The 20820-nt window shown below is 34.7% G+C and carries 15 protein-coding genes; 3 read left to right on the forward strand and 12 right to left on the reverse strand.

What is annotated here, in order from left to right; translation table 11 throughout:
* Positions 1–165 precede the first annotated feature (165 nt).
* The 5 genes from JR050_RS08065 to JR050_RS08085 all read right to left on the reverse strand — a co-directional run bounded on the left by JR050_RS08065 (position 166) and on the right by JR050_RS08085 (position 7324).
* A complete protein-coding gene (locus JR050_RS08065; protein ID WP_239454205.1) occupies positions 166–2265 on the reverse strand; it encodes a putative bifunctional diguanylate cyclase/phosphodiesterase in 2100 nt (699 codons plus the stop codon).
* A 210-nt stretch (positions 2266–2475) separates the two neighbouring features.
* The gene (locus tag JR050_RS08070; RefSeq protein WP_204203010.1) at positions 2476–5631 is read right to left on the reverse strand and encodes an MMPL family transporter; all 3156 of its coding nucleotides are present in this window, start codon (positions 5629–5631) and stop codon (positions 2476–2478) included.
* A complete protein-coding gene (locus JR050_RS08075) occupies positions 5628–6089 on the reverse strand; it encodes a MarR family transcriptional regulator (protein WP_204203011.1) in 462 nt (153 codons plus the stop codon). The genes JR050_RS08070 and JR050_RS08075 overlap by 4 nt, the downstream gene beginning before the upstream one ends.
* Positions 6090–6579: 490 nt before the next feature.
* Positions 6580–6939, reverse strand: a complete 360-nt coding sequence (locus tag JR050_RS08080) for a fluoride efflux transporter FluC (protein WP_204203012.1) — start codon at positions 6937–6939, stop codon at positions 6580–6582.
* A gap of 1 nt (position 6940) precedes the next feature.
* Positions 6941–7324, reverse strand: coding sequence for a FluC/FEX family fluoride channel (locus tag JR050_RS08085; protein ID WP_204203013.1), 384 nt, complete (start codon positions 7322–7324; stop codon positions 6941–6943).
* Between the two features lie 87 nt (positions 7325–7411).
* On the opposite strand from JR050_RS08085, the gene JR050_RS08090 reads away from it, so the two are divergent.
* The 3 genes from JR050_RS08090 (at position 7412) to JR050_RS08100 (ending at position 8720) form a co-directional block, all read left to right on the forward strand.
* On the forward strand, positions 7412–7603 hold the full coding sequence (locus JR050_RS08090) for a penicillin-binding protein (protein ID WP_204203014.1): 192 nt from the start codon (positions 7412–7414) through the stop codon (positions 7601–7603).
* Positions 7604–7662: 59 nt separating this feature from the next.
* On the forward strand, positions 7663–8157 hold the full coding sequence (locus tag JR050_RS08095) for a L,D-transpeptidase family protein (RefSeq protein WP_204203015.1): 495 nt from the start codon (positions 7663–7665) through the stop codon (positions 8155–8157).
* Between the two features lie 107 nt (positions 8158–8264).
* Positions 8265–8720, forward strand: a complete 456-nt coding sequence (locus JR050_RS08100) for a YkyB family protein (RefSeq protein ID WP_204203016.1) — start codon at positions 8265–8267, stop codon at positions 8718–8720.
* A gap of 59 nt (positions 8721–8779) precedes the next feature.
* Here the strand turns inward: JR050_RS08100 and JR050_RS08105 are convergent, their stop codons facing one another.
* The 7 genes from JR050_RS08105 to JR050_RS08135 all read right to left on the reverse strand — a co-directional run bounded on the left by JR050_RS08105 (position 8780) and on the right by JR050_RS08135 (position 20259).
* Positions 8780–11572 (reverse strand): ATP-binding protein, encoded by a 2793-nt coding sequence (locus tag JR050_RS08105; RefSeq protein ID WP_204203017.1) that lies wholly within the window; start codon positions 11570–11572, stop codon positions 8780–8782.
* An 85-nt stretch (positions 11573–11657) separates the two neighbouring features.
* Complete coding sequence (locus JR050_RS08110) at positions 11658–12026, reverse strand: response regulator (RefSeq protein WP_204203018.1); 369 nt, start codon at positions 12024–12026, stop codon at positions 11658–11660.
* Positions 12027–12040: 14 nt separating this feature from the next.
* Positions 12041–15277, reverse strand: a complete 3237-nt coding sequence (locus JR050_RS08115; protein ID WP_204203019.1) for a hypothetical protein — start codon at positions 15275–15277, stop codon at positions 12041–12043.
* Positions 15267–16691, reverse strand: coding sequence for a glycosyltransferase family 2 protein (locus JR050_RS08120; protein ID WP_204203020.1), 1425 nt, complete (start codon positions 16689–16691; stop codon positions 15267–15269). Before JR050_RS08120 ends, JR050_RS08115 begins: the two co-directional genes overlap by 11 nt.
* Entirely contained in the window at positions 16663–17730 is a 1068-nt protein-coding gene (locus tag JR050_RS08125) for a HEAT repeat domain-containing protein (RefSeq protein ID WP_204203021.1), read from the reverse strand. Before JR050_RS08125 ends, JR050_RS08120 begins: the two co-directional genes overlap by 29 nt.
* Positions 17731–19338: a diguanylate cyclase gene (locus JR050_RS08130; protein WP_204203022.1), complete on the reverse strand. Its 1608-nt coding sequence runs from the start codon at positions 19336–19338 to the stop codon at positions 17731–17733.
* A 24-nt stretch (positions 19339–19362) separates the two neighbouring features.
* Positions 19363–20259, reverse strand: coding sequence for a chemotaxis protein (locus JR050_RS08135; RefSeq protein ID WP_204203023.1), 897 nt, complete (start codon positions 20257–20259; stop codon positions 19363–19365).
* Positions 20260–20820 lie beyond the last annotated feature (561 nt).

Below are 20820 nucleotides of genomic sequence, written 5' to 3' on the forward strand. Positions count from 1 at the left end.
AATAGTATGCGAAATGAAACAAATCTATTGAAAGCAACAAATAAAGACCCGAACTATTAGGTAAAAGATATTGCCTAATAGTTCGGGTTTATCATTGGCTGAAATACTAATGTCCCAGCCTCTTTTCGATTTATTCTTTAAAAACAACATCATTGTTTAACAGAGCTATTTCTTTAAATATTCATTTTCAATTTGTTCTGCTGGCTTCGGTTTACTAAATAGGAACCCTTGTGCTTTATGACAAGCAACCTTACGTAAGAAATCTGCCTGTTCCTTTAGCTCGACTCCTTCTGCAATGACATTGAAGCCTAAACTTTCTGCAAGATGTATAATCGTTGTTGTAATTGCAGCATCTTTATTATCAGTTAAAACATCTCTAACAAACGATTGATCGATTTTCAACGTATTTAAAGGGAACCTTTTCAAATAACTTAGTGATGAATATCCTGTACCAAAATCGTCAATTGATATTTGAACACCTAAGTCCTTTAAACGATGCAAGATTAAAATTGTTTCTTTTGTGTCTTGCATTGCACCTTCTGTAATTTCGATTTCTAGTTGACTTGATTCTATCTTATTTTTCTCAATTGCATTTTTTATAATTTCAACTAAGTTTGGTTGTTGGAATTGTCTAGCTGATAAATTAACAGCTATATTTATATTTTTATAACCTTTATTATTCCACTCATTAATTTGACGACAAACTTCTTTGATTACCCATTCTCCAATTGGAATAATTAACCCTGTTTCCTCTGCTAATGGAATAAAATCTGCTGGTGAAACATAACCAAGCAAACCACAATTCCATCTTAATAGTGCTTCAAAACTGTTAATTTCTCCAGTATATAAATCAATTTGAGGTTGAAAATTTAGTATAAGCTCGTCCTTTTCAATTGCTCTACGCAGACATGTTTCAAGAAGCATAGATTGCGAATCGCCTTTTTGCATGTCAATTGAGTAAAATTGATAATGCCCTCTGCCACGTTCCTTCACTTGATAAAGGGCTGTATCTGCATTTTTAATTAACGTTTCTCCGTCTGTTCCATCATTTGGATACATGCTTATTCCAACACTAGGCGTTACATAAAATTCTTGTGCTGTTAACAAGAATGGATTCTTAAATAATTCGAGTACTTTTTCTGCAATAATTACCGAAGAAATACGATTAATATCCTCAGCAATTAAAATAAACTCGTCTCCACCTTGGCGATATACAGTAATAGTAAAGTCATCAATCGAAGTAAGTCGTATAGCAACTTCTTTTAGTAACATATCACCAACATTATGGCCCATGCTGTCATTCAGGAATTTAAATCGGTCTAAATCTAGATACATAAGAGCAAATTGCCCTGATTCGTCTTGAGCTCTTTGAATATACTCATGAATTTGTTCTTTTAATAGGCTACGATTTGGTAAGCCTGTAAGGTGATCGTGATAGGCGATGAATTTCATGACTTCGTCGTTTCTCACTTGTTCCGTTATATCGCGAATAATAATATAAACACCTGTAATTTCGTTATTAACAACAATTGGAATCATTTTTATTTGAGCATGAATTGTTTCACCATTTTTATGAATTAATTCACATGTCAAATTATCACGGGTATTTCCTTCGGTCGTATATTTAAGAGCATCTTGGACAATCTTTTCGTGATCCCCAATTAATAAATCAGCAATATTGAGATGTTTTAGCTCTCGTTCGGTATATCCCGTAATGGCATATGTTGAAGGATTTGCTTGTAATATAACTCCATTCTTATCCAACGAACATACAGCATCCATATTATGGTCCATTAGAGAACGGTATCTTTGTTCGCTTTCACTAAGTCTTAATTTTTCAATCACTTTATCCGTAATATCTCTTGTTACACTGACAACAAATTGGCATTGACCGTTTTCATCAAAAATTGGTGTTAAAATCGATTCCCCATATATTTGTTCTTCATTAATCGTGACAAAATCCTGAAACGCAAGAGGCGCTTTTTTACGAACTGCCTCTTCATATTGAGCTTGTAGATGCTCTGCAACTTCAACAGGCAAGCTTTCTTGTAATGTTTTTCCTATTGTTTCTTCAGAGATACTCGCGTACTTTAATGCTTCATTATTAGCATAAAGATAACGAAAAGAACCGTCTTCCTCTACTTTCATTAAGTAGACTAAGTCCTTTATAGCACTCAATATAATTTCATTTATAATCTTTTCCATTTTATCGACATAGTCTTTATTCCAATCACTATCATTAAGTAGCGGCATCATCCTGCTCATCGTGTATCGCATCCCCAAGTATAATTAGCTATTAGTTATTTTATCACAGTCTGCAAAAAACAGACTTCGTTTTTATAATTATCTTTAATATTCCACTTCAAGTGAAACCATTCCTCTTTTTACGACAAAAAATGACACTTTTTTACTATAACAAAATTTTGTGAAAAAAAGAAGACTACTTGGAAATTTTCAAGTAGTCTTCCTAACTTCTCACATATTTATTTCATTAGAATCAACTTCAACTATAGACTGGCGCTTAAATGGCCACCAATTGCCTTTGCCGAAAACTCGAACCATAACTGGTACAAACAGTGGTAAAAATACACCTGCATACAAAATGAGACCAGATAGTACTAAAGTTGCAATTTGAAGGAGAGATAATACTCCAGAAGGAAGCATCGCAGCAAATGTACCTGCTAAAATGATGGCTGCTGAGATAATGACGGTTCCCATGTTTTTCATTGCTTCAATCATTGCATCTTTTACAGTAAGGTTCTTATACTCATTAAAACGGTCCATTAAGAAAATCGAGTAATCAACACCTAATGCCATTAATATTACAAACCCAAAGAACGGTACTGCCCAATTAATTCCCGGGTAGCCCAGAATATTCACAAAAATTATTTCATTGATACCCGATGCTGTAAAATATGTTAGTACTAGTGATGCTAATAAATATATAGGCATAATGATTGAGCGTAGTAAAATAATTAGAACAAGCCCAATGCCAATTACCATAAACACTACTGTTCTAGCATAATCCGCATTTGAGATATCGTTTAAATCAGCATACGTACTTGTCACACCTGAAATACCAATTTCAGCTTGCTCAAGCTCTGTATTGTTAATCGCTCTCTTAACAGCTTCTTCAATTTTTTCAATTTGACCTAACGCTTTGTTAGAATACGGATTTTCCGTCAAAATGACATCAAACGTAACAACCTTACGATCATCTAAAAGATACGTATCTAGTACTGCTTCAAACTCTTCACTATTCATTACCTCTTTTGGCATGTACCAACCTGTCATTTCCTCATTTTCACTATTTCTTAGTTCATTTAAATAGTCAATTGCAGAGTTTAAACCTCCAGAAACCTCTGTTAAACCACTGGCTCCTCGTGATAAGCCTAGAGATAAGTCATCAAGTTGATCTACTAGTTCTTGAACACCAGAGCCGATTTGTTGTTGGCCATTCCCTACTTCATCCAATCCATTCGTCATTGCTGGTATTTTATTTATCACTGCTTGTTGACCTTTAGATGCTGCTTGTAAACCTTGTTGAAGTTCAGTAATACCTTCGATCACTTTTTGTAGACCTAAATGTAGATTTATTTGTTCTTTTGCCAACATTGAAAAGTTTGTATTTGTATCTATCATCTTGCCTTGAACGCCTAGTAGACCATCATTTACATCTTTGAGCACCACTTGTAATCCAGCAAGTGATGGTGTTACATCATTCATAATTAATTCTTCAAGCTTCTTAAAATCTGGGTCATTAGCTATGTTCTCATTATTCTCTTTAATGTTTGCAAACATAGTACTCGTTGATTGAAGTTTACTATTTAGCTCACCAAGACTTGTACTCACATCTTGGTAATTTGAGTGTAATTTCCCTAACCCTTTTGCAAACTCAGTGTATCCATTAACTAATGAGTTACTATTATCAGCTAAAAACTTCGCACCGGCCGCAGCCTCTTCTAAACCTTTTTTCAATTCAGCTGTTCCAATCGTACCTGCTTGTAACCCGTTATTGATTTGAATTAATCCATTTTGCAAATCACTGGCGCCTTTTTCAAGCTCGTTAGTACCTTGGACTAGCTCATCTATTCCATTTGTTGCTCCTTGTAGTTGAGGCATTGAGCTAGTTAAAGATTGAGAAGCCTCTTGTAAGCCATCACGAATTTGATTAACCCCTGACGTACCATCCTCTAGACCTTCACCTAATTGTTTAGCTTGCTTTGCTACATAAAAATCTTCAATTACATCACCAAGAGGGCGTGTAATGCCTCTTACTTTCTCTACAGATTCTAAAGCCTCAACCTCACGTGTAATCTGTTCGAATGTAGCCATATATTTTTCTTGGTCCATTTTTTCATCATTTTTTATCACAATTGTTGCTGGAAGTGATTCACCAGGGCCAAAGCTATCAGAAATAATAGAAAAGCCTTTAACAGAGTCATAGTCCTCTCCCATTTCATCTAGTGCATTAAAGGATAAACTACCATCATATAAAACTAGCGAAGGTAGAATAATAGCTGCCACGATTAATAAACTAACAAGTGGTCTTTTAAAAGAAAATTCTCCAGCTGTTGCCCACAATTTGCTTTGACTATGCTCAAGTGCCCCTTTAGATGGCCAGAAAACATGCTTACCTAGCGTTAACATGAAGAATGGAACAATTGTTGCTAACGCGACTAACAATACAGCCACTCCAATTGCTACTGCTGAAGCAGATTGATAGAGTTTAAAGGTTGAGAATGCAATGGATGCGAATCCTATTAATACTGCTATTCCACTAAAGAATACTGTTTTCCAGGCAGTTTTGTATGTTGTAATAACAGCATCTTGAACCGATTTTCCATGTGATAGTTCTTCCTTAAATCGGCTCAGCAATAGAATACAGTAATCAGTTCCTATCCCGAATAACACGGCAACCAAGAAAATTTGCGTAAAATTAGATAATGGGAAGTTTAGCTGATCCACTAAGAAGGAGACAATAGCTCCACTGGATACATAGGCAATTCCTACTGTAATTAATGGTATAAGCGGTGTAACGATTGATCTAAATACAAGAATCAGAACAGCTAGAATAAATACAACCGTAATAATTTCTGTCTTTTTTAAACCTTCCTCTGAGCTTGCCACTACATCTTCATCGATAAACGTCCCACTTGTCATATAGAATTGAACAGTGCTTGATGATAAAGCTTCTTGTAGGCTTTTTCTTAGTTCTTTAACTTCTTTATTTTCTAAAGAGATCGTTACAAGTGCAAGAACCGTTTTACCATCTTCAGAAAGAAGTTGTTCTTTTAACTCCTTATTCTCAAAGTGAGTAGTTATTTCCATAATATTTAAGTCATTCTTTTTCAATTCAAGCGAATTTATTGTCTTTTCAATTTCTTGAAGTTGTTCACTAGTCATCTTATTATCTTCATGAAAAACAACGGCAACATTACTTACATTTGCTCCGGATGAAGATTCTTTCAGTATTTCATCTGCAATTGAGGACCTATATCCTTCTGGCACAGTAATTTGCCCTTTTTCTCGTACAAGCAACTCCATTGACGGAGCATTCATTACAAGTAGCGTTACGACCACTGCCCAAAGTGCAAGAATATACCATTTACCTTTAATCATGATCTTCATTTGTCTTCTACACCTCCATGCTTTTTTTGAATGATCATTGTAATCTTTTCATATATACTTAAAAACTGCTCTAGCTCTTGTTCTGTTAATTCCTCAAGATAAGACTCTACAAATTGTTGAATTCGTTGTTCACCCTTTTGATATACTTCATCACCTTTTTTGGTTGTTTCTAAGTAAATCGTTCGGCGATCCATTTCTTGTCTCGTACGTAAGACATAGCCTTTGGCTACAAGGCGATCAATTTTCCCAGTAATGGCACTACGATTCACTTGGCAGATGTCGGCTAATTCTGATGGCTTACATGGTCCGTATCTTTTCAATGAACGCAGTACAACATATTGCTCACTAGTCAAATCGTCTAGAACTGTCTCTGAAATGAGCGAAGAAATTTTACGAGTGGCAAAGAAATATATCTCTTCATATCGATCAATAAAAGTTTTAAGTTTTTCCCTTTCCATACTTCATTTCCTTTCACCTAGATATGTAATTCACACCGTGAACTATTAATAGTGTTAACTATAAAACATTGGACAATTTATTGTCAATTGACACATTTGTGAACAAATTTTAAACCGATAAAAAAGAGGCTGGGACATAACTAAATAAATCACCTTTGATATGTATTAATCAGTTAAGCTTGAAGAACTAGTTCGTTCCATTACTCTGCAGACACTCGCCGGATACCACGGGGAGGAAGCTGATGGTTATTTTCACTATCGTGAAAAAACCTACCTCCTCGCTACGCCTGCGGGGTCTCAGCCTTTCCTCTACTTCCCGCAGGAGTCGAGTGTCTTCCGCTCCATTCCACTATTTTTTAAAAATAGTATGCAAAATCAAACAAATTTATTGAAAGCAACAAATAAAGACCCGAACTATTAGGTGAAAGATATTACCTAATAGTTTGGGTCTATCATTGGCTGAAATATTTATGTCCCAGCCTCCTAATCATTAAAGAATATAATACCCGATTGAAAATAAACCGATTGAAATTAAAAGTGTCCCAACTACATAGTACATACATGCCATCCATTCTTTTCGATGTATAAACTTTACACAATCTAATGCAAAAGTTGAGTAAGTCGTAAACGAACCAATTAACCCTATTGTAATACCAATCATGATTGAACTTTTTGATGAAAAATTGTACGAACTTAATACGATTCCAAGTACAAAAGAACCTATTCCGTTTACAATTATTGTTGAAACATAAGCATGAATTTGAGGAAGATACTTAGTTATCATTACTCCGATTGTATATCTCCCTAACGCTCCTAAAACTCCACCAATACATACATATAAGAATGTCATGTTAACCCACTTCCTTTATATGCATCGCCTTCAATGTAACTGAATAGCCGATTAAAACACCGCTAATACCTAATAGGAGTGTGCTAAGTATATAAACAAGTGCTAGTATTGTGTTTCCTTCATTAAGTAATGAGACTAGTTCCATCGAAAGTGTAGACATGGTTGTAAATCCTCCACAAAAGCCCGTTGCAAGAAACGGCCAAACCCAACGATAGTCTTTCTTTACCGTTGTAAATGCAAAAATACAACCGATTAGTATACAACCTAAAATATTGACAATAAAGGTCCCTAATAACGGAACAGTTACAATCGTACTTATGTAATATCTGGACCCTGCACCTACAATGCCTCCCAGTGCAACGCACACACCTTCTCTTTTATTCATATTTAACTCCCATTTTTTGTAATACATGCTCAAAAATTCGTACATATCCATATTATATATCGATTTAACATAAAGGAGGCAAAAAAGATGTATCCTGCTTATCGAGCACCTCATCATCACGATCAAAGATTTCCGTTTTACCCGGCATTACCATTCCTTGCTGGTTTAGCTGTTAGTCCTTTCTTATATGGACCTAGACCATTCTACGGATACGGGTATTGGGGCCCAAGACCACGCCCTTATTATCCACCATTTTATGGACCTGGTTATTGGTGGTAATTTTAAAAGAGCCTTTTTTAAAAGGCTCTTTTTATTAGAATAGAAAAGGTTGTGTTAAAATGATTCATATTACAAAACAAGGCGAGACCTTAGCTATTATTGCCCAAAATTATCGCACGACTGTACAAAAACTCATACAAGCGAATAATATTTCGAATCCAAACATCATCTATGTTGGCCAACCCATTGTCATTCCTGGACTCCCCTCTCCTGACAGCATCCCTTATACAATTTGGGTATCGTTATCAAAAAGAACGTTAATTCTTTATCAGAACTATGAATTAGTGAAAGTTTATCCTGTTGCAATTGGACGAATGCTACATGAAACACCAATTGGAAACTTTGTCATTGTTAATCGAGAGCCAAATCCAGGAGGTCCGTTCGGTAAAATGTGGCTAAGCCTATCAAAAATTCATTATGGAATTCATGGCACTAATAATCCAAGCTCCATTGGAAACGCTGTCTCATCGGGCTGTATTCGTATGTACAATGAAGATGTGTTAGAACTATCTAGTATTGTCCCAAATGGTACAGCGGTGTTTATTCGTCCTTAAAATAAAATGAATATTTGATTCAATTTACACTACTATTTTATATCCTTAAAAAGATTTGGCAATTTTACAAAAATAAGCTATGATTAGAAAAAGAAAGGAGACTTGACATGGGACACATACCTAACGAACAAGCTATTAGTCAACTTACCCAAGCAATTTTCTCTGTTAACCGTCATGCGAAAACGGCACCAGACCCAAAGTTTCTATATTTACTTAAGCGTAAAGCACTTGAAAAGCTTGTAGCAGAAGGAAAAGCTAAAAAGGTTGGCTTACATTTTTCTCGTAATCCGAAAAATAGTAAACAACAGTCTGATGTACTTGTACTAGCCGGCGATTACTATTTTCATTTGCCATCTTCAAAAGAAGACTTCGCGCAACTTCCACATTTAGGTTCCTTAAACCAAACATACCGAAATCCTAAATCAAATATGTCACTATCTCAGGCAAAAGACCTTTTACAAAACTATGTTGGAATTACACCTTCCCGGGCTAAACTACAAAAAAAATCATCTTACTCAAAGTATCAAAAGCCAGTTTTTAAACGTTTGGGAGATAGCTATTAATTAACTACGATATGATTTATTTGAGGACAAGAATCGAAAAAGAGTAGAACTCCAAAGTTCTACTCTTTTTCAACTTCCGGCACCATTATTTGGCCCATCCGATCTTGCTTAAGTAATGTATGAAGAATTGTTTTAGTTAATTTACTTGGTTGATAGGGTTTTACAAGGAAATCTCTTGCACCTATTTTTTGAGCTCGTTCTTTCTCTTCTAGAGCAGATGATATAAAGATGGGGATATCCTTCAGTTGTGTCTTTGATTTCATATAGTCAATGAGCCCCCAACCATCTAGTCCCTTTTCATTTAACAAGATGTCAACAACAATTGAATCTGGCACTCTAATCTTAAATGACTCTATTGCATCTTCCGCTGTAGATACATGTTTGACTGTAAACCCAGATTCATTTAACTCAGCTTGCAATAATGATGCTAAGCTATCGTCATCTTCAACTATGACAACATAAATGTCTTTCCGATCATGTATAGAAGATTCATAATGACTGATATCCCTTGTTTCCAATTTATCTACAGGTGATGAGAATGGAAATTGAAGTGTAAATATACTTCCTTTTTTCAATTCAGAACTTACAGAAATATCTCCATCATGTGCCTTCATAATTTCTTTTACGATTGCTAATCCTAGACCTGTTCCTCCAATTCTCCTGCGGTCAGAATTATCGACACGATAAAATTTTGTAAATAGCATTGGTATTGCTTCGTCAGGAATACCTAATCCCTTATCCTTCACGGATACATGGAGAAAGTTATTTTTCTCATATACATCAATATCAATGTCTCCACCTTCTGGTGAATATTTGATTGCATTACTTATGATATTGGTAAATACTTGAGAAAGTTTATCTTGATCACCGAATACCATTGTCTTATCGGTATGGATATTCACAGATATCGGGTGCGTGGCTGCATGTATTTGCATCGTCTCTATGTTCCTGAGAAGAATGGGTATGAGATCGAGTTGTACCTTTTCATATGATTGTTTTCCTGCTTCCATCCTTTGAACATCAAGGAAATCATTAATTAGACCAGTTAATCTCTTTGCTTCTTGATAAATCGTTTGTAAATATTTCTTTTGTCGGTCTGGTTTTAATTCCTTATGAATTAATAACTCTGTGAATCCTAAAACACTTGCAAGCGGAGTTCTAAGTTCATGACTAACAGTACTGACAAATTCAGATTTCATTTGATCTACTTCATACTCTCTCGTAATATCACGATGAACAAATAACGTTCCAAATCTATCAGTTCCTCTTTCCAATGGTTCACAATACACCTGAATAACCTTTTCCTCAGGCTTATGAATATGATAGATAAATGAAGTATTTTGATAGTTACCTGATAGAACACTTTCATAAAATGTCTTAAGCGCTGAAGGATTCTCCACAATTTCGAGTATATTCCCCAGCCATTGTTGTAACTCATTACCAACTAAAGTCGACGCATCTTCACAAGAAATCAAGTCGCATAAATTCGTATTTACTTGAAGCAGTTTCCCTGTAACATCTACTAATTGAATACCTTCATGAATGGTATTTAACATATTTTGAGTTAGTAAACGGTCATGCTCAGATTCTTCGTAAAGTTCGATTCTTTCTAGTGAAATAGATATTTGTTTCGCTAGAGCTTCTGACTCTTTTATATCGTTTTTCAAAAATGATGTGCCAAGCTTCGTATATCGCATAACTGCTTGTACTTCATCCTTTACATTTAGAATCGGTACATATAAATCAGAACAATATAAGGTTACTTCATGGTATCCCTTTTCTAAGTTACTTGCTTCTCTTCTTACAATGTAAGGCTTTTTAGTATCTATCACACGTCTTGCCGGTCCCTCAGATAGCGTCTCAAGAATTTGTCTTCCTTTTTCATGAGAAATTCCAAAAACAGCATAATCCTGTGTTGTAAGAAAACCAATAAAGCCGTTGTCAGCATGTAATATGTTGCTCATGTTCTTAACAATACTTACTAATACATATTCTTTGATTAGAGAACTTGATAAATTATTTATAAATTCGTTTCGATTTAAAAGTTCAGTTTCATTTTTACGCAAAATATCTAAGGCATTTTCCAATTCAATGTGTTGCACCTGAAGCTCATACTGTTGTGCCTGGAGCTCCTCATTTTGTGCAACCAGTTGTTGCTCATTATCTTGTATGCTTAAAATCATTTTCCCAAAAGCTCGTGAAAGTACACCAAGTTCATCCTTCCGATTACTATTAAAATCGTAGTTCACTTCTTTCCCTTGAGATAATAAATCTGCTGTTTTAGCGAAGTCATTCAGTGGGCCACCAATCTTTGAAAGCATCATTCTGGTTAACCACGCTAATAGAATTATCATTGAAAATAAATATACGAGGAAGAAAAGTTGACTTTGATGAACTTTTTCTGAAAGTTCATCAAAGTTATTTTCAACATTCTGATCCATTTCTAAACGATAAATACGCAACGTATTTTGTACCTCTAATACACGATCAGATAAGCCCCCAACAGCTTCTTCCTTTACCTTGTCCTTGTTCCCGGTTCGTATATCTTCGATAATTTGCGGAAGTATCGTATTAATATATTCATGATGAAAACTTGACACATATTTATAAAAATCTTCGTCGCTGCTGTCACGTTTAAACGTTTCTAACTTTCTTAAACTATCATCAATAATTTGCCTTTGTGTAAGTGCTCTATTTAGATAAGGTTCCTCTTCGTAGGCAATAAAACCTCTTGTCTCAAAGAAAAGCTTATTAAATGAATTATCAAGGTCTTGTGCAATCTTCTCTTTTTCTTCATTTATTTGATTCAACTCTGAATAGTGATTATTGATATATTCTTGATAGAAAAACATGAATAAACATCCTATGATAAAGAAAACCATAAATATACTTATCAATAAAATGAATTGCTTTGATAAGTTTTTCGAAAAGTATCCCTTAATTCCCACCAAGAATCTCCTCAATTCTATTGACTAATTCCATTGGACTGAACGGCTTGGTCATAAAATAATTTGCCCCTGCTTCAAGTACCTTTTGCTGATCTGATTGTTGGCTTTTGGCAGATAACATCATAATTTTTTGATCTGATTTTTCGGGAAGTGAGCGTACCTTCTCGATTACTTCTAATCCTGTATATAAGGGCATCATATAATCAATAATAATTAAATCGTAATCATGATTGATAATATAGTCTAATGCTTCTTGACCATCACATGCTTCATCGATTTCATAACCTTCATCTTCCAAAGTATCTACAACCAACATTCTAAGAATTTCTTCATCCTCGGCTACTAAAATTTTTTTCACACCTCTTTACCTCCCTATTTATAGTTATGAAAGCTCTCTTGAAGTAAATAATACGATTTTTTTAATCGTTCCTGATAGGTTGGTGTGTCCCAACTGTCCCATTTGTATAATGTATAAGCACTCTCATTGTCTAAATCATTTTGCTCTGGCATACTTTGAAGGAATTGATGGTTTTTATCGGTTTGAACTACACCAATTTTTATTCCTTCTGTTTTAATTGACGACTTTATTCCTTTATTACTTTCATGCATTTCTCCTATTATCTCAAGCTGACTAGGATCCTTAAAATTTAGGAGCATCCATGGCAATCGCAATTCTAGTGTTTTTTTATCATCACTTAACGCATAATCAGTTAGAGAATTATAGTTACCTGAATTTGGATTTGCGTCGCCTATTTGTAATTTTCCTGTCTCAGCATAATCAAAAGGATTCGTAATTGTTTGTCCCTCTTCATTTGTATAACTTAATTCCTTGTTTAAAGCTAATCTTATTGGATGATAAATCTCATTTTCTTTAGGAATCATATTGAGCACTTTATGATAATGATAGTAATACGTATCATAATTAGCATCTACAACTACATTTGAAGTTTCTGTGCCGTTGAGTTGAACGACAAAGTCTATTCCTTTTCCTTGTACTTCCTTTACATTTGGAATCGTTTGCTGTCCATGATTTGGTAGTGTATTAATTAACAAATACGTATTTTTTTGATCCATATCAATACCCATTTCACTATCCACACGTATATACACGTATCTTTCATCGTGATGCATCCAAAGATTTAAGTCTTCATTTTCATATAGTTTGCTTTCTTGATTTGTCCAATCTTGTATTTTACCATCTACCCTTATCTCGAATCCCTTTTTTCCTGGATCGAAGCTTAACAAACCAAAGTTTTGTTCACTTGTTTGAATATTAGACCAAAATGGGCGGCGGTCTGGATTGTCATAGTCCATTGTATTCCATGTGCGTTTGAACCACTCATCCTGCCAAACAAATACCAGTCCACCCGCCATTTTTTCTTCTACTATGTCTTCAAATAGTCTGACAATAATTTCTCCTTGCTCTCTTTCTGAATGGTGTCCTTGATCTAATCCTTGTATATTACGATGAGTAATACCACGTGAACCAGGTACGCCAAATTCAGCAACCATTACAGGCATATTATGAACATTTTTCATATCATTCAAATATCCTGCATAGTTATTCCTTTCTCCCCTATGATCTGTGTACTCAACATATTTTTTCTCCAAGTTTAAAAACTCTGGATAATAAGGATAAATGTGGTAGGATGCAAACATACCTGCTCTATGTTGATCAGTCGAATAAATTACATTTGGATTAATAGAAACTAAATCCTCCTTTTCTGAAGGTTCAGTTGGATGTTCTAACAAATCTGTCGTTACCCAATTTGTAAAGCTCATTGGATGCTGCCATTTATAGGTTGTAGTTTCATAATTAATCGTATAATCCATCATTTCCGCTAACCAAATCTCAAAAGGATTTCCTCCCTTTGTATAGACGTATTGACCCGAATAATCTTGTGTACCCTTATGTTTTTCATTTGTCGCACGTACCACTTCAGGATCCCACTCTACACCAAGCATATATCCTAAAATATATGGAGATAAGTCATATATGTAACTGCCACTCGCATGACCCACTTTTTCAGGTAATGTTGCGTTTCCATGTAATAAATCAACGACTCTGGTAATTTCATCTTTAAATTCTTTCACATTTTCAGCTGAATAGGCATCCATCGATTCATAAAATACCTCTTCGTTTAACCAAACTCCGTGAAACAAATAGATCGGATAATCGGCAGTTTGATTGTACTCATATAATGCTTCATAAAATCCAGGAGGGTGTATGGTATAAACTCTTATTGCATTTGCATTCATCTCACCAATTTGGTTGAACCATTGCATATACTCTTGTTTTGATATAGAGGTTTCCCCAGGAAATGAACCTGGTTTGGCAATTCCGAGGTTTACACCCTTTATTAGAATATTTTCCCACTGCCCATCTTTTAACACTTGCAAATACTCATTACTGGATTTCCCACTGATTTTAACACCATTTTCAGTCATTACTTTAATATTTTGGTTTACATTTTGTTTGTTTTTTGTTTTCCCCTTCATTTCCTTCATAATTCCATCCATCATTGGAACATAAACTTTCCAGTAAAACGCTGCAGTACTTCCCTCACTTTCAGAAGTAAACCATTGTCTCCACTTCTTTAATCCTACCGTTTGATAGATTGACGGCACTTCATCTTGATCAGCAAAATCACCAGCAAAATAATAGGTCTCATACTTAGATGTTTGATGATGAATAATAGCAGGAAACGAAAATGGTATTTCGAGCTGTGTTAGCAATTTTTTACCTTCTCCATTAAGTGGAAGAGTATAGGTTGCTAACACTTCATTCTCATTTTCCGCTTGTACAATATCAAACCAATATTGATAAAGCTCCTCTTCTGCCCCATCCAATACTTCTTTTCCCTTTTTTGTAAGCTGGTATAAAACACCTTCATCATTTAATCCTTCACTGTTAACTACAACAACTTTGTCACTTTCGTCAGCTAAAACTAGACCTTTTCCTTTAAACTTCCATTTTTCTCCCGATTGCTTTTCATAATTCATACGAACCCAAACAGGCACTTCGGTACTATTCAAGTCTGAAAAATATCGGCCAATCCACCCACTCCACTTAAGGTTAAGCAACTCATAAAATGTACTTCTAACTGGAGTCTCCGTTGGATTGGCAAATGTATTAAACTCGACCATTAAAGGTGTTCCAATTTGAACAACTGCATCTTTTATTGAGTTAACTTCTTCTAGTGTCATACCTCCATAAAGGCTTTCGGATCTGGCGCCTTCGGGGTTTTCTCCATAAAATTCATCTTCATAAACTCCATATCCGTCTGCCACATAAATTAAATCATACGAGTTGATCTTGGCAGGAACCTGTTTAATACTAAACTTTTTATCATCTTGTGGATGAAACCCAACATAGTCCTTTGTATAATCGTAAGTTGTACCATCATTTTGAACATATTTATTTTGGTTTAACAGCCAAGATAGACCCTTATGTTCACGATATGTTGTATCCGGTACGGTTTTATCTACAATAAGCACATTAAATTTACTTTCACCTAGTAATTGCCATACCCAGAAAGGAGACGATACAATAGCAACAATTAAGAACATTACCCCAAAATATATAAACGACTTCCACTTATGTTTCATTCGATACACCTTTTCTAATCATTTCGCCCCATCCTCTTTTACGGATTAAAATATGCCATATTCCCTCACATCTCCATAACACTGTTAGTGGACGATACCAGAGTGTTTCAGTTAGGGAAAAGAATACTAGCCTTACAATGTCCATTACTTTTGGAAATTTCCTCAAGCTCCATTCTTCTAATAAAACAGCCATCATTGAAAATACAGATCCGTATAGAATGGACATTAAAAATAACAAAATAGCAAATTCAAAATATATTCCACCAATAAAAATCGAGATTACCATAATGATTAATCCTATCAACTCGATCACTGGACCTAAAAACTCTATAAACAAGAAGTAAGGCATTGAGATGAACCCGATACTTCCGTATTTAGGATTGAACATTAGCTTTTTATGTGCCCATAAACTCTCGAATAAGCCTCGGTGCCATCTTGTTCTTTGTCTTCTCAGAAATTTAAAGTCTTCGGGTGCTTCTGTCCAACAGACAGGATCTGCAACATAGACAATCTTCTTATTTTCTTTTCGTTCTTTGATGAGTCGGTGTAGTCTAACGACAAGCTCCATATCTTCACCGACCGTTTTATGATTGTATCCTCCAGCGTCAATAACCCAGTTCTTTGAGAACACACCAAAGGCACCCGAAACAATCAACAATAAATTATGACGACTCATTCCGATTCTGCCCATTAGAAAAGCTCTCAAATATTCGATGACTTGCATGACAACCAGCGGTTTTGTTGATAAACCAATTTTTACGATTTCTCCACTTTCAATTGTGCACCCATTAGCAATTCTAATACTTCCACCTGACGCAATAACTTCGCCATTTGAATCAATAATCGGCTTCATCACCTTCAGGAAAGCATCTCTTTCCAGAACAGAATCTCCATCTAACGAACAAAAATAAGGATAAGCCGACATATTAATGCCTGCGTTTAATGAATCCGCCTTCCCTCCATTTATTTTGTCTATTAAAAATAAATGGTTATAAATAGTGGATTGGTAGACTCCCTTTATGTCTTTCGTATCTAATTTTGTTTGGACAACTCTGTTTATTTTCACCATATCAAACCGAGAAATCATTTTCTCTAATGTATCATCCTTGGAACCATCGTTAATGACAATAACTTCAAATTCCGGATATTCAATACTCAAAAGCGAACGGATACTTCCATAGATTCCCGCTGATTCGTTATAGGCTGGTACAAGTATAGAAATCGGTTTTGTGTAACTTACATTTAAAAGGTCTCCATATGGTTCTGATTCATCTAATTGATATTGAGTTCGTAAATGAACAAATGATATCAATAGCATTGCTGAATAAAAGATTATGACAAAAGCCATATAAAAAACGATGAACCAGCCACCGAACCATATTAAACTAAGATATAGTTCCTGTAGAATTCCCATGAATTATTCCTCTCTCGAGCCACTCTTGTGCCATGTCTTTTGCAAACGTATCAGTTGAAGTGTCTATTATTTCTTGAAATATTTCTCTAGCATTCGGATATCGTGATATGGAGTAACCTGCTTGTTTCCGAACGGCAAAAATAGGATCGCTCATTTTACTAATTAAAATAGGTATATAATCTCTTTTTCGGACAGCTGCACAAATTTTAAGCGCCATAATTCTTTCTTCAAATAGCCTGGAACTAATGTGTTTCTCCATATCCTCAATAGGCATAGGATACAATATATGTGCCAAAGCCTTTAAAGTACGAATCCGAAGTTCATCATTAGGTTGTTTTAATTGCTCTGTTAAAAACTTTACATGTTCCAAACGATTTTGTATTCCTAAAACATCAATGATTGTACTTTTTATAGAAACAGGCAGAGTATGAAATTTTGCTAAAAAATAATAAAAAGTTGGATCAGACATCTCACTGAACAATATTCTGTAAATAAAATCGGCGTATTTCTTTGAAGATGAAACAATATAATCAAACAGTTTCGGATGATCAAACATTGTTAAAAGTTTAATGATCTGAATTTCCTCAGACTCACTTATCTTTCTTCTCCCCTCATACATTTCTCCTAATTTCCCCATAAACGTGTCCATCTGAAATGCTTCGATGTTATATAATACATTCATCCTTACACTCCATCTACGATGAACTAGCTTTTTGTTATACTCTTCATGAAAGTACTTTTCTGCAAATGCTTTCATACGTTGCTCTAGGTCTCCACCCTTAGCTACATCTGCAAAATCACCAAGGAGTTCCTCTAAGGCTAAGAATTTTACAGGGTGATCAGGGATTAACTGTTTAGATTTTTGTCCTGTATATAAATACCGGAACATATTTTCTCGGTACTTTTCTTTATAATAATCAATTTTCCTACGCTTTGAGTTTTCTATTGCTTTTCGTGAGGTTAAATAAACAAAAAGGATGAACAGCCAAACTAAAAAAAATAGTATGATACCTAATAACCAGTTAATTGCTTGTTCCATTTACTTTAACCTCTGAATGAGTCTCTTGAGCCGAGCTTCTAGCTCTAGTAAGTTAAAAGGTTTGGTCATATAATCATCCGCACCCAGTTGAAGAGCTCTCGAAATATCGTTTTCACTTTTCCTGGAGGTTAGCATTACAACCAGATATTGATCAATTTTCCGTTCAGATCTTAACTTCTGAAGTATTTCTAAACCATCCATCTTTGGCATAATACCGTCCAAAATAATAACATAAGGGTCATCACTCACATACCAATCAGAATTGAAGAATTCCAGTCCATCTTTAAATGACTTTATATCTAGTTGTATCGTTTCTTCTTGAATTTTATCAACAATTTCCGTCAGCATTGTGCGAATGATTGGATCATCGTCAACAATTCCAACACGTATTAACTTTTTGTATAATTCTTTTTGCTCAGAATTGTTAATCTTTACACAGTTACGACCTGATGATTTTGCCTCATATAAAGCAGAGTCAGCTTTTTTCAGCCATTCTGATAAAGGTTTATCGTTGTTTATTACTTCTACTATCCCTCCGGAAAAGGTAACCTTAAGTTGTTCATCACCGAAATTAAAAATTCTCTGACTAAAGGCTTTTAGGAGTTCTTCGACATAAATTTTTGCGTTCAAGCTATTCGTCTTTGGAAGAAGTAATACAAATTCCTCTCCACCAAGTCTAATAATACTTTCATACGTCTTTAACTTCCCTTTGATAAATTGAGCAAATGATTTTAATACCTCATCACCTGCTGGATGTCCATATGTATCATTTACCTTTTTAAAATGGTCAATATCTAGAATTGCTAAGCTAAATGAATCCTTCGTATCATTTTTTAGTTGTTCAAATATATTCAATAAGTATTTTCGATTATGTACACGCGTTAACTCGTCTATTAACACGAGTTGGTCAATTAATTCTTTTCTCTCTAGTTGGCGATTTATACGTACAATTAGTTCATCAAGATCAAAAGGCTTACTTACAAAATCATCAGCACCCATTTGAAAACTTTTAATTCTTGTTTCTTTTGAGTTATCGACACTCATCATAACGACCGGAATTAGTTGATGGTGCATCGTTTCTTTAAGATGTGTTAATACATCAAAACCTAGCTTTGACTTCATATATACATCAATCACTATGCACTCTGGTCTTAAATCATATAAAGATAGAATGGCGCGATCCAATTCTGAGATGGCAATAACCATCATATTATGCTTCTCAAGCTCTTCTTTGAGAAACATGAGTAATGTTGTATCATCATCTATAAGTAACACTAATGGTTTAGAGCTTAATACCGACTTTGTCATTGTTTGATCGGTAGATATTTCGTTTGTTTCTTCTACATTACATAAAGACAGGAGAGGCATTAAATAATCTCGTAGTGACTTTTGTGCCCAAAGTACGTCGTCCTCTTCTTTTACTTGGTGAAATAAATATCTTGCCACATCGGAAATCTCATTAAGACCGATTGTACCCGCTGTTCCTGTAATAGAGTGCAAAAAACGATAAACCTCAAGATTAGATATATCTTGAGGTTTTTCTGTTTCAAACCATGATGAAATTTGTTTACGTATATTTTCGATTAAATTTTTTTGATATTTTTCCACATTTTCTCCTACCTTTAGAGAGCGTTATAGAATAAGCTTATCGATTAGTTGTACTAGCTCTGCTATTTCAGGTTTACTTACTTGAGCGTTTGCTCCAACTCGTTGCCCCTTATGCTTCAAGTCTTCTGTAATTAGTGAGGAGAAGATAATAACTGGAAGCTTAGCTAAGACTGCATCTTCTTTAATACGCTTTGTTAAATGATGTCCATCCATTTGTGGCATTTCAATATCTGTGATGACAATTTGGACGTGTTTTTCAATATTTTCTTTATTACTTTCTAAATAACCTAAAGCCTCAACACCGTTTTCAAAAAATTCTACGTTTGTATATCCAGCCTCAGCTAACGTATCGTGTATTAATTTTCTCAGTAGTGGTGAATCTTCTGCAACGAGAATACGTTTATCTGAACGTTCACGTTTTCCTAGCTTTTTTATTTGGTCACTATTAATGCCTGTTGAAGGATTGATATCTACAATCATTTTTTCAAAATCAAGTAACAGCAGCATGCCTCTTTCTTGTTTAATTACCCCAATAATATGACTTTCCAAACCTTGATAAATATCTGTTGGTTTCTCAATCTCATTCCAGGAAATACGATGAATTTGTGTAACAGAATGAACGTGGAAGGCAACTTTTGTTTTATTAAACTCAGCAACTATAAATTTCTCTAGTTCTGGTTGATGAGAAGGTGGATACCCTAGAACTTGTGCTACATTCACTACTGGTAATACCTCACCTCGAATATTAATGATCCCTTCAATATGAGGATGAGACTGAGGAATTTTTGTTACAGGAGAAGGATTGATAATTTCTCTCACTTTAATAACATTGATTCCAAAATGATTATCTCCAATTGTAAATTCCACAAGTTCTAATTCATTCGTACCGCTTTCTAGTAAAATCCCTTTTTGATCTGTCATATGGGGCACCCCTTTTTCTTATATTGTCTCTTTCTTTATCGACAATTTTCATCATTTATTGCGAGCATTTTGAAAATTATTTTTAAGTATTCAAAAATTATTAACAAAATCTACCAAGTTTATTATAAAATGTTTATATTCTTAAGGTAAACCAATGCAAATTAGGATATTCATGAATTATAGGAAAACACGGTATTACAATTATTTTGAGCAAGGCTCTTTTCGTAAACTTTTTTGTTATTCATCAAAATTAGGTATCTTAAATAAGCCAATACATTTGAAATTTTCATTGCTTCTGACGAAAATATGCCCCGTTCCTTGATCTTTCCATATACCTTGAATTATTCGAGAAACAACTGCTTTTTGTAAAACAACTGTCAAAAAAAGCTTGGCAATGTTGCCAAACTTAGTGTAATACTTCATAGTCAGATCATTCAATTTTTAATGTGTTCCTTTTAATATAAATAATTAATTACAAGAATATCTGCTAGTTTGTATCAATGGTACACCTTGGAGAGTACATACTATATTGCCAAATCCAAACTTTTACCAAGCGATCTG

It is taken from the genome of Bacillus suaedaesalsae (genome assembly GCF_016890225.1).
GTDB classification, from domain to species: domain Bacteria; phylum Bacillota; class Bacilli; order Bacillales; family SA4; genus Bacillus_BS; species Bacillus_BS suaedaesalsae.

Excerpts from the sequence above, each read along its gene's own strand:
- JR050_RS08065 (WP_239454205.1), bottom strand. The coding sequence starts at position 2,265 with ATGAGCAGGATGATGCCGCTACTTAATGATAGTGATTGGAATAAAGAC.
- JR050_RS08070 (WP_204203010.1), bottom strand. The coding sequence starts at position 5,631 with ATGAAGATCATGATTAAAGGTAAATGGTATATTCTTGCACTTTGGGCA.
- JR050_RS08075 (WP_204203011.1), bottom strand. The coding sequence starts at position 6,089 with ATGGAAAGGGAAAAACTTAAAACTTTTATTGATCGATATGAAGAGATA.
- JR050_RS08080 (WP_204203012.1), bottom strand. The coding sequence starts at position 6,939 with ATGACATTCTTATATGTATGTATTGGTGGAGTTTTAGGAGCGTTAGGG.
- JR050_RS08085 (WP_204203013.1), bottom strand. The coding sequence starts at position 7,324 with ATGAATAAAAGAGAAGGTGTGTGCGTTGCACTGGGAGGCATTGTAGGT.
- JR050_RS08090 (WP_204203014.1), top strand. The coding sequence starts at position 7,412 with ATGTATCCTGCTTATCGAGCACCTCATCATCACGATCAAAGATTTCCG.
- JR050_RS08095 (WP_204203015.1), top strand. The coding sequence starts at position 7,663 with ATGATTCATATTACAAAACAAGGCGAGACCTTAGCTATTATTGCCCAA.
- JR050_RS08100 (WP_204203016.1), top strand. The coding sequence starts at position 8,265 with ATGGGACACATACCTAACGAACAAGCTATTAGTCAACTTACCCAAGCA.
- JR050_RS08105 (WP_204203017.1), bottom strand. The coding sequence starts at position 11,572 with ATGTTTTTCTATCAAGAATATATCAATAATCACTATTCAGAGTTGAAT.
- JR050_RS08115 (WP_204203019.1), bottom strand. The coding sequence starts at position 15,277 with ATGAAACATAAGTGGAAGTCGTTTATATATTTTGGGGTAATGTTCTTA.
- JR050_RS08120 (WP_204203020.1), bottom strand. The coding sequence starts at position 16,691 with ATGGGAATTCTACAGGAACTATATCTTAGTTTAATATGGTTCGGTGGC.
- JR050_RS08125 (WP_204203021.1), bottom strand. The coding sequence starts at position 17,730 with ATGGAACAAGCAATTAACTGGTTATTAGGTATCATACTATTTTTTTTA.
- JR050_RS08135 (WP_204203023.1), bottom strand. The coding sequence starts at position 20,259 with ATGACAGATCAAAAAGGGATTTTACTAGAAAGCGGTACGAATGAATTA.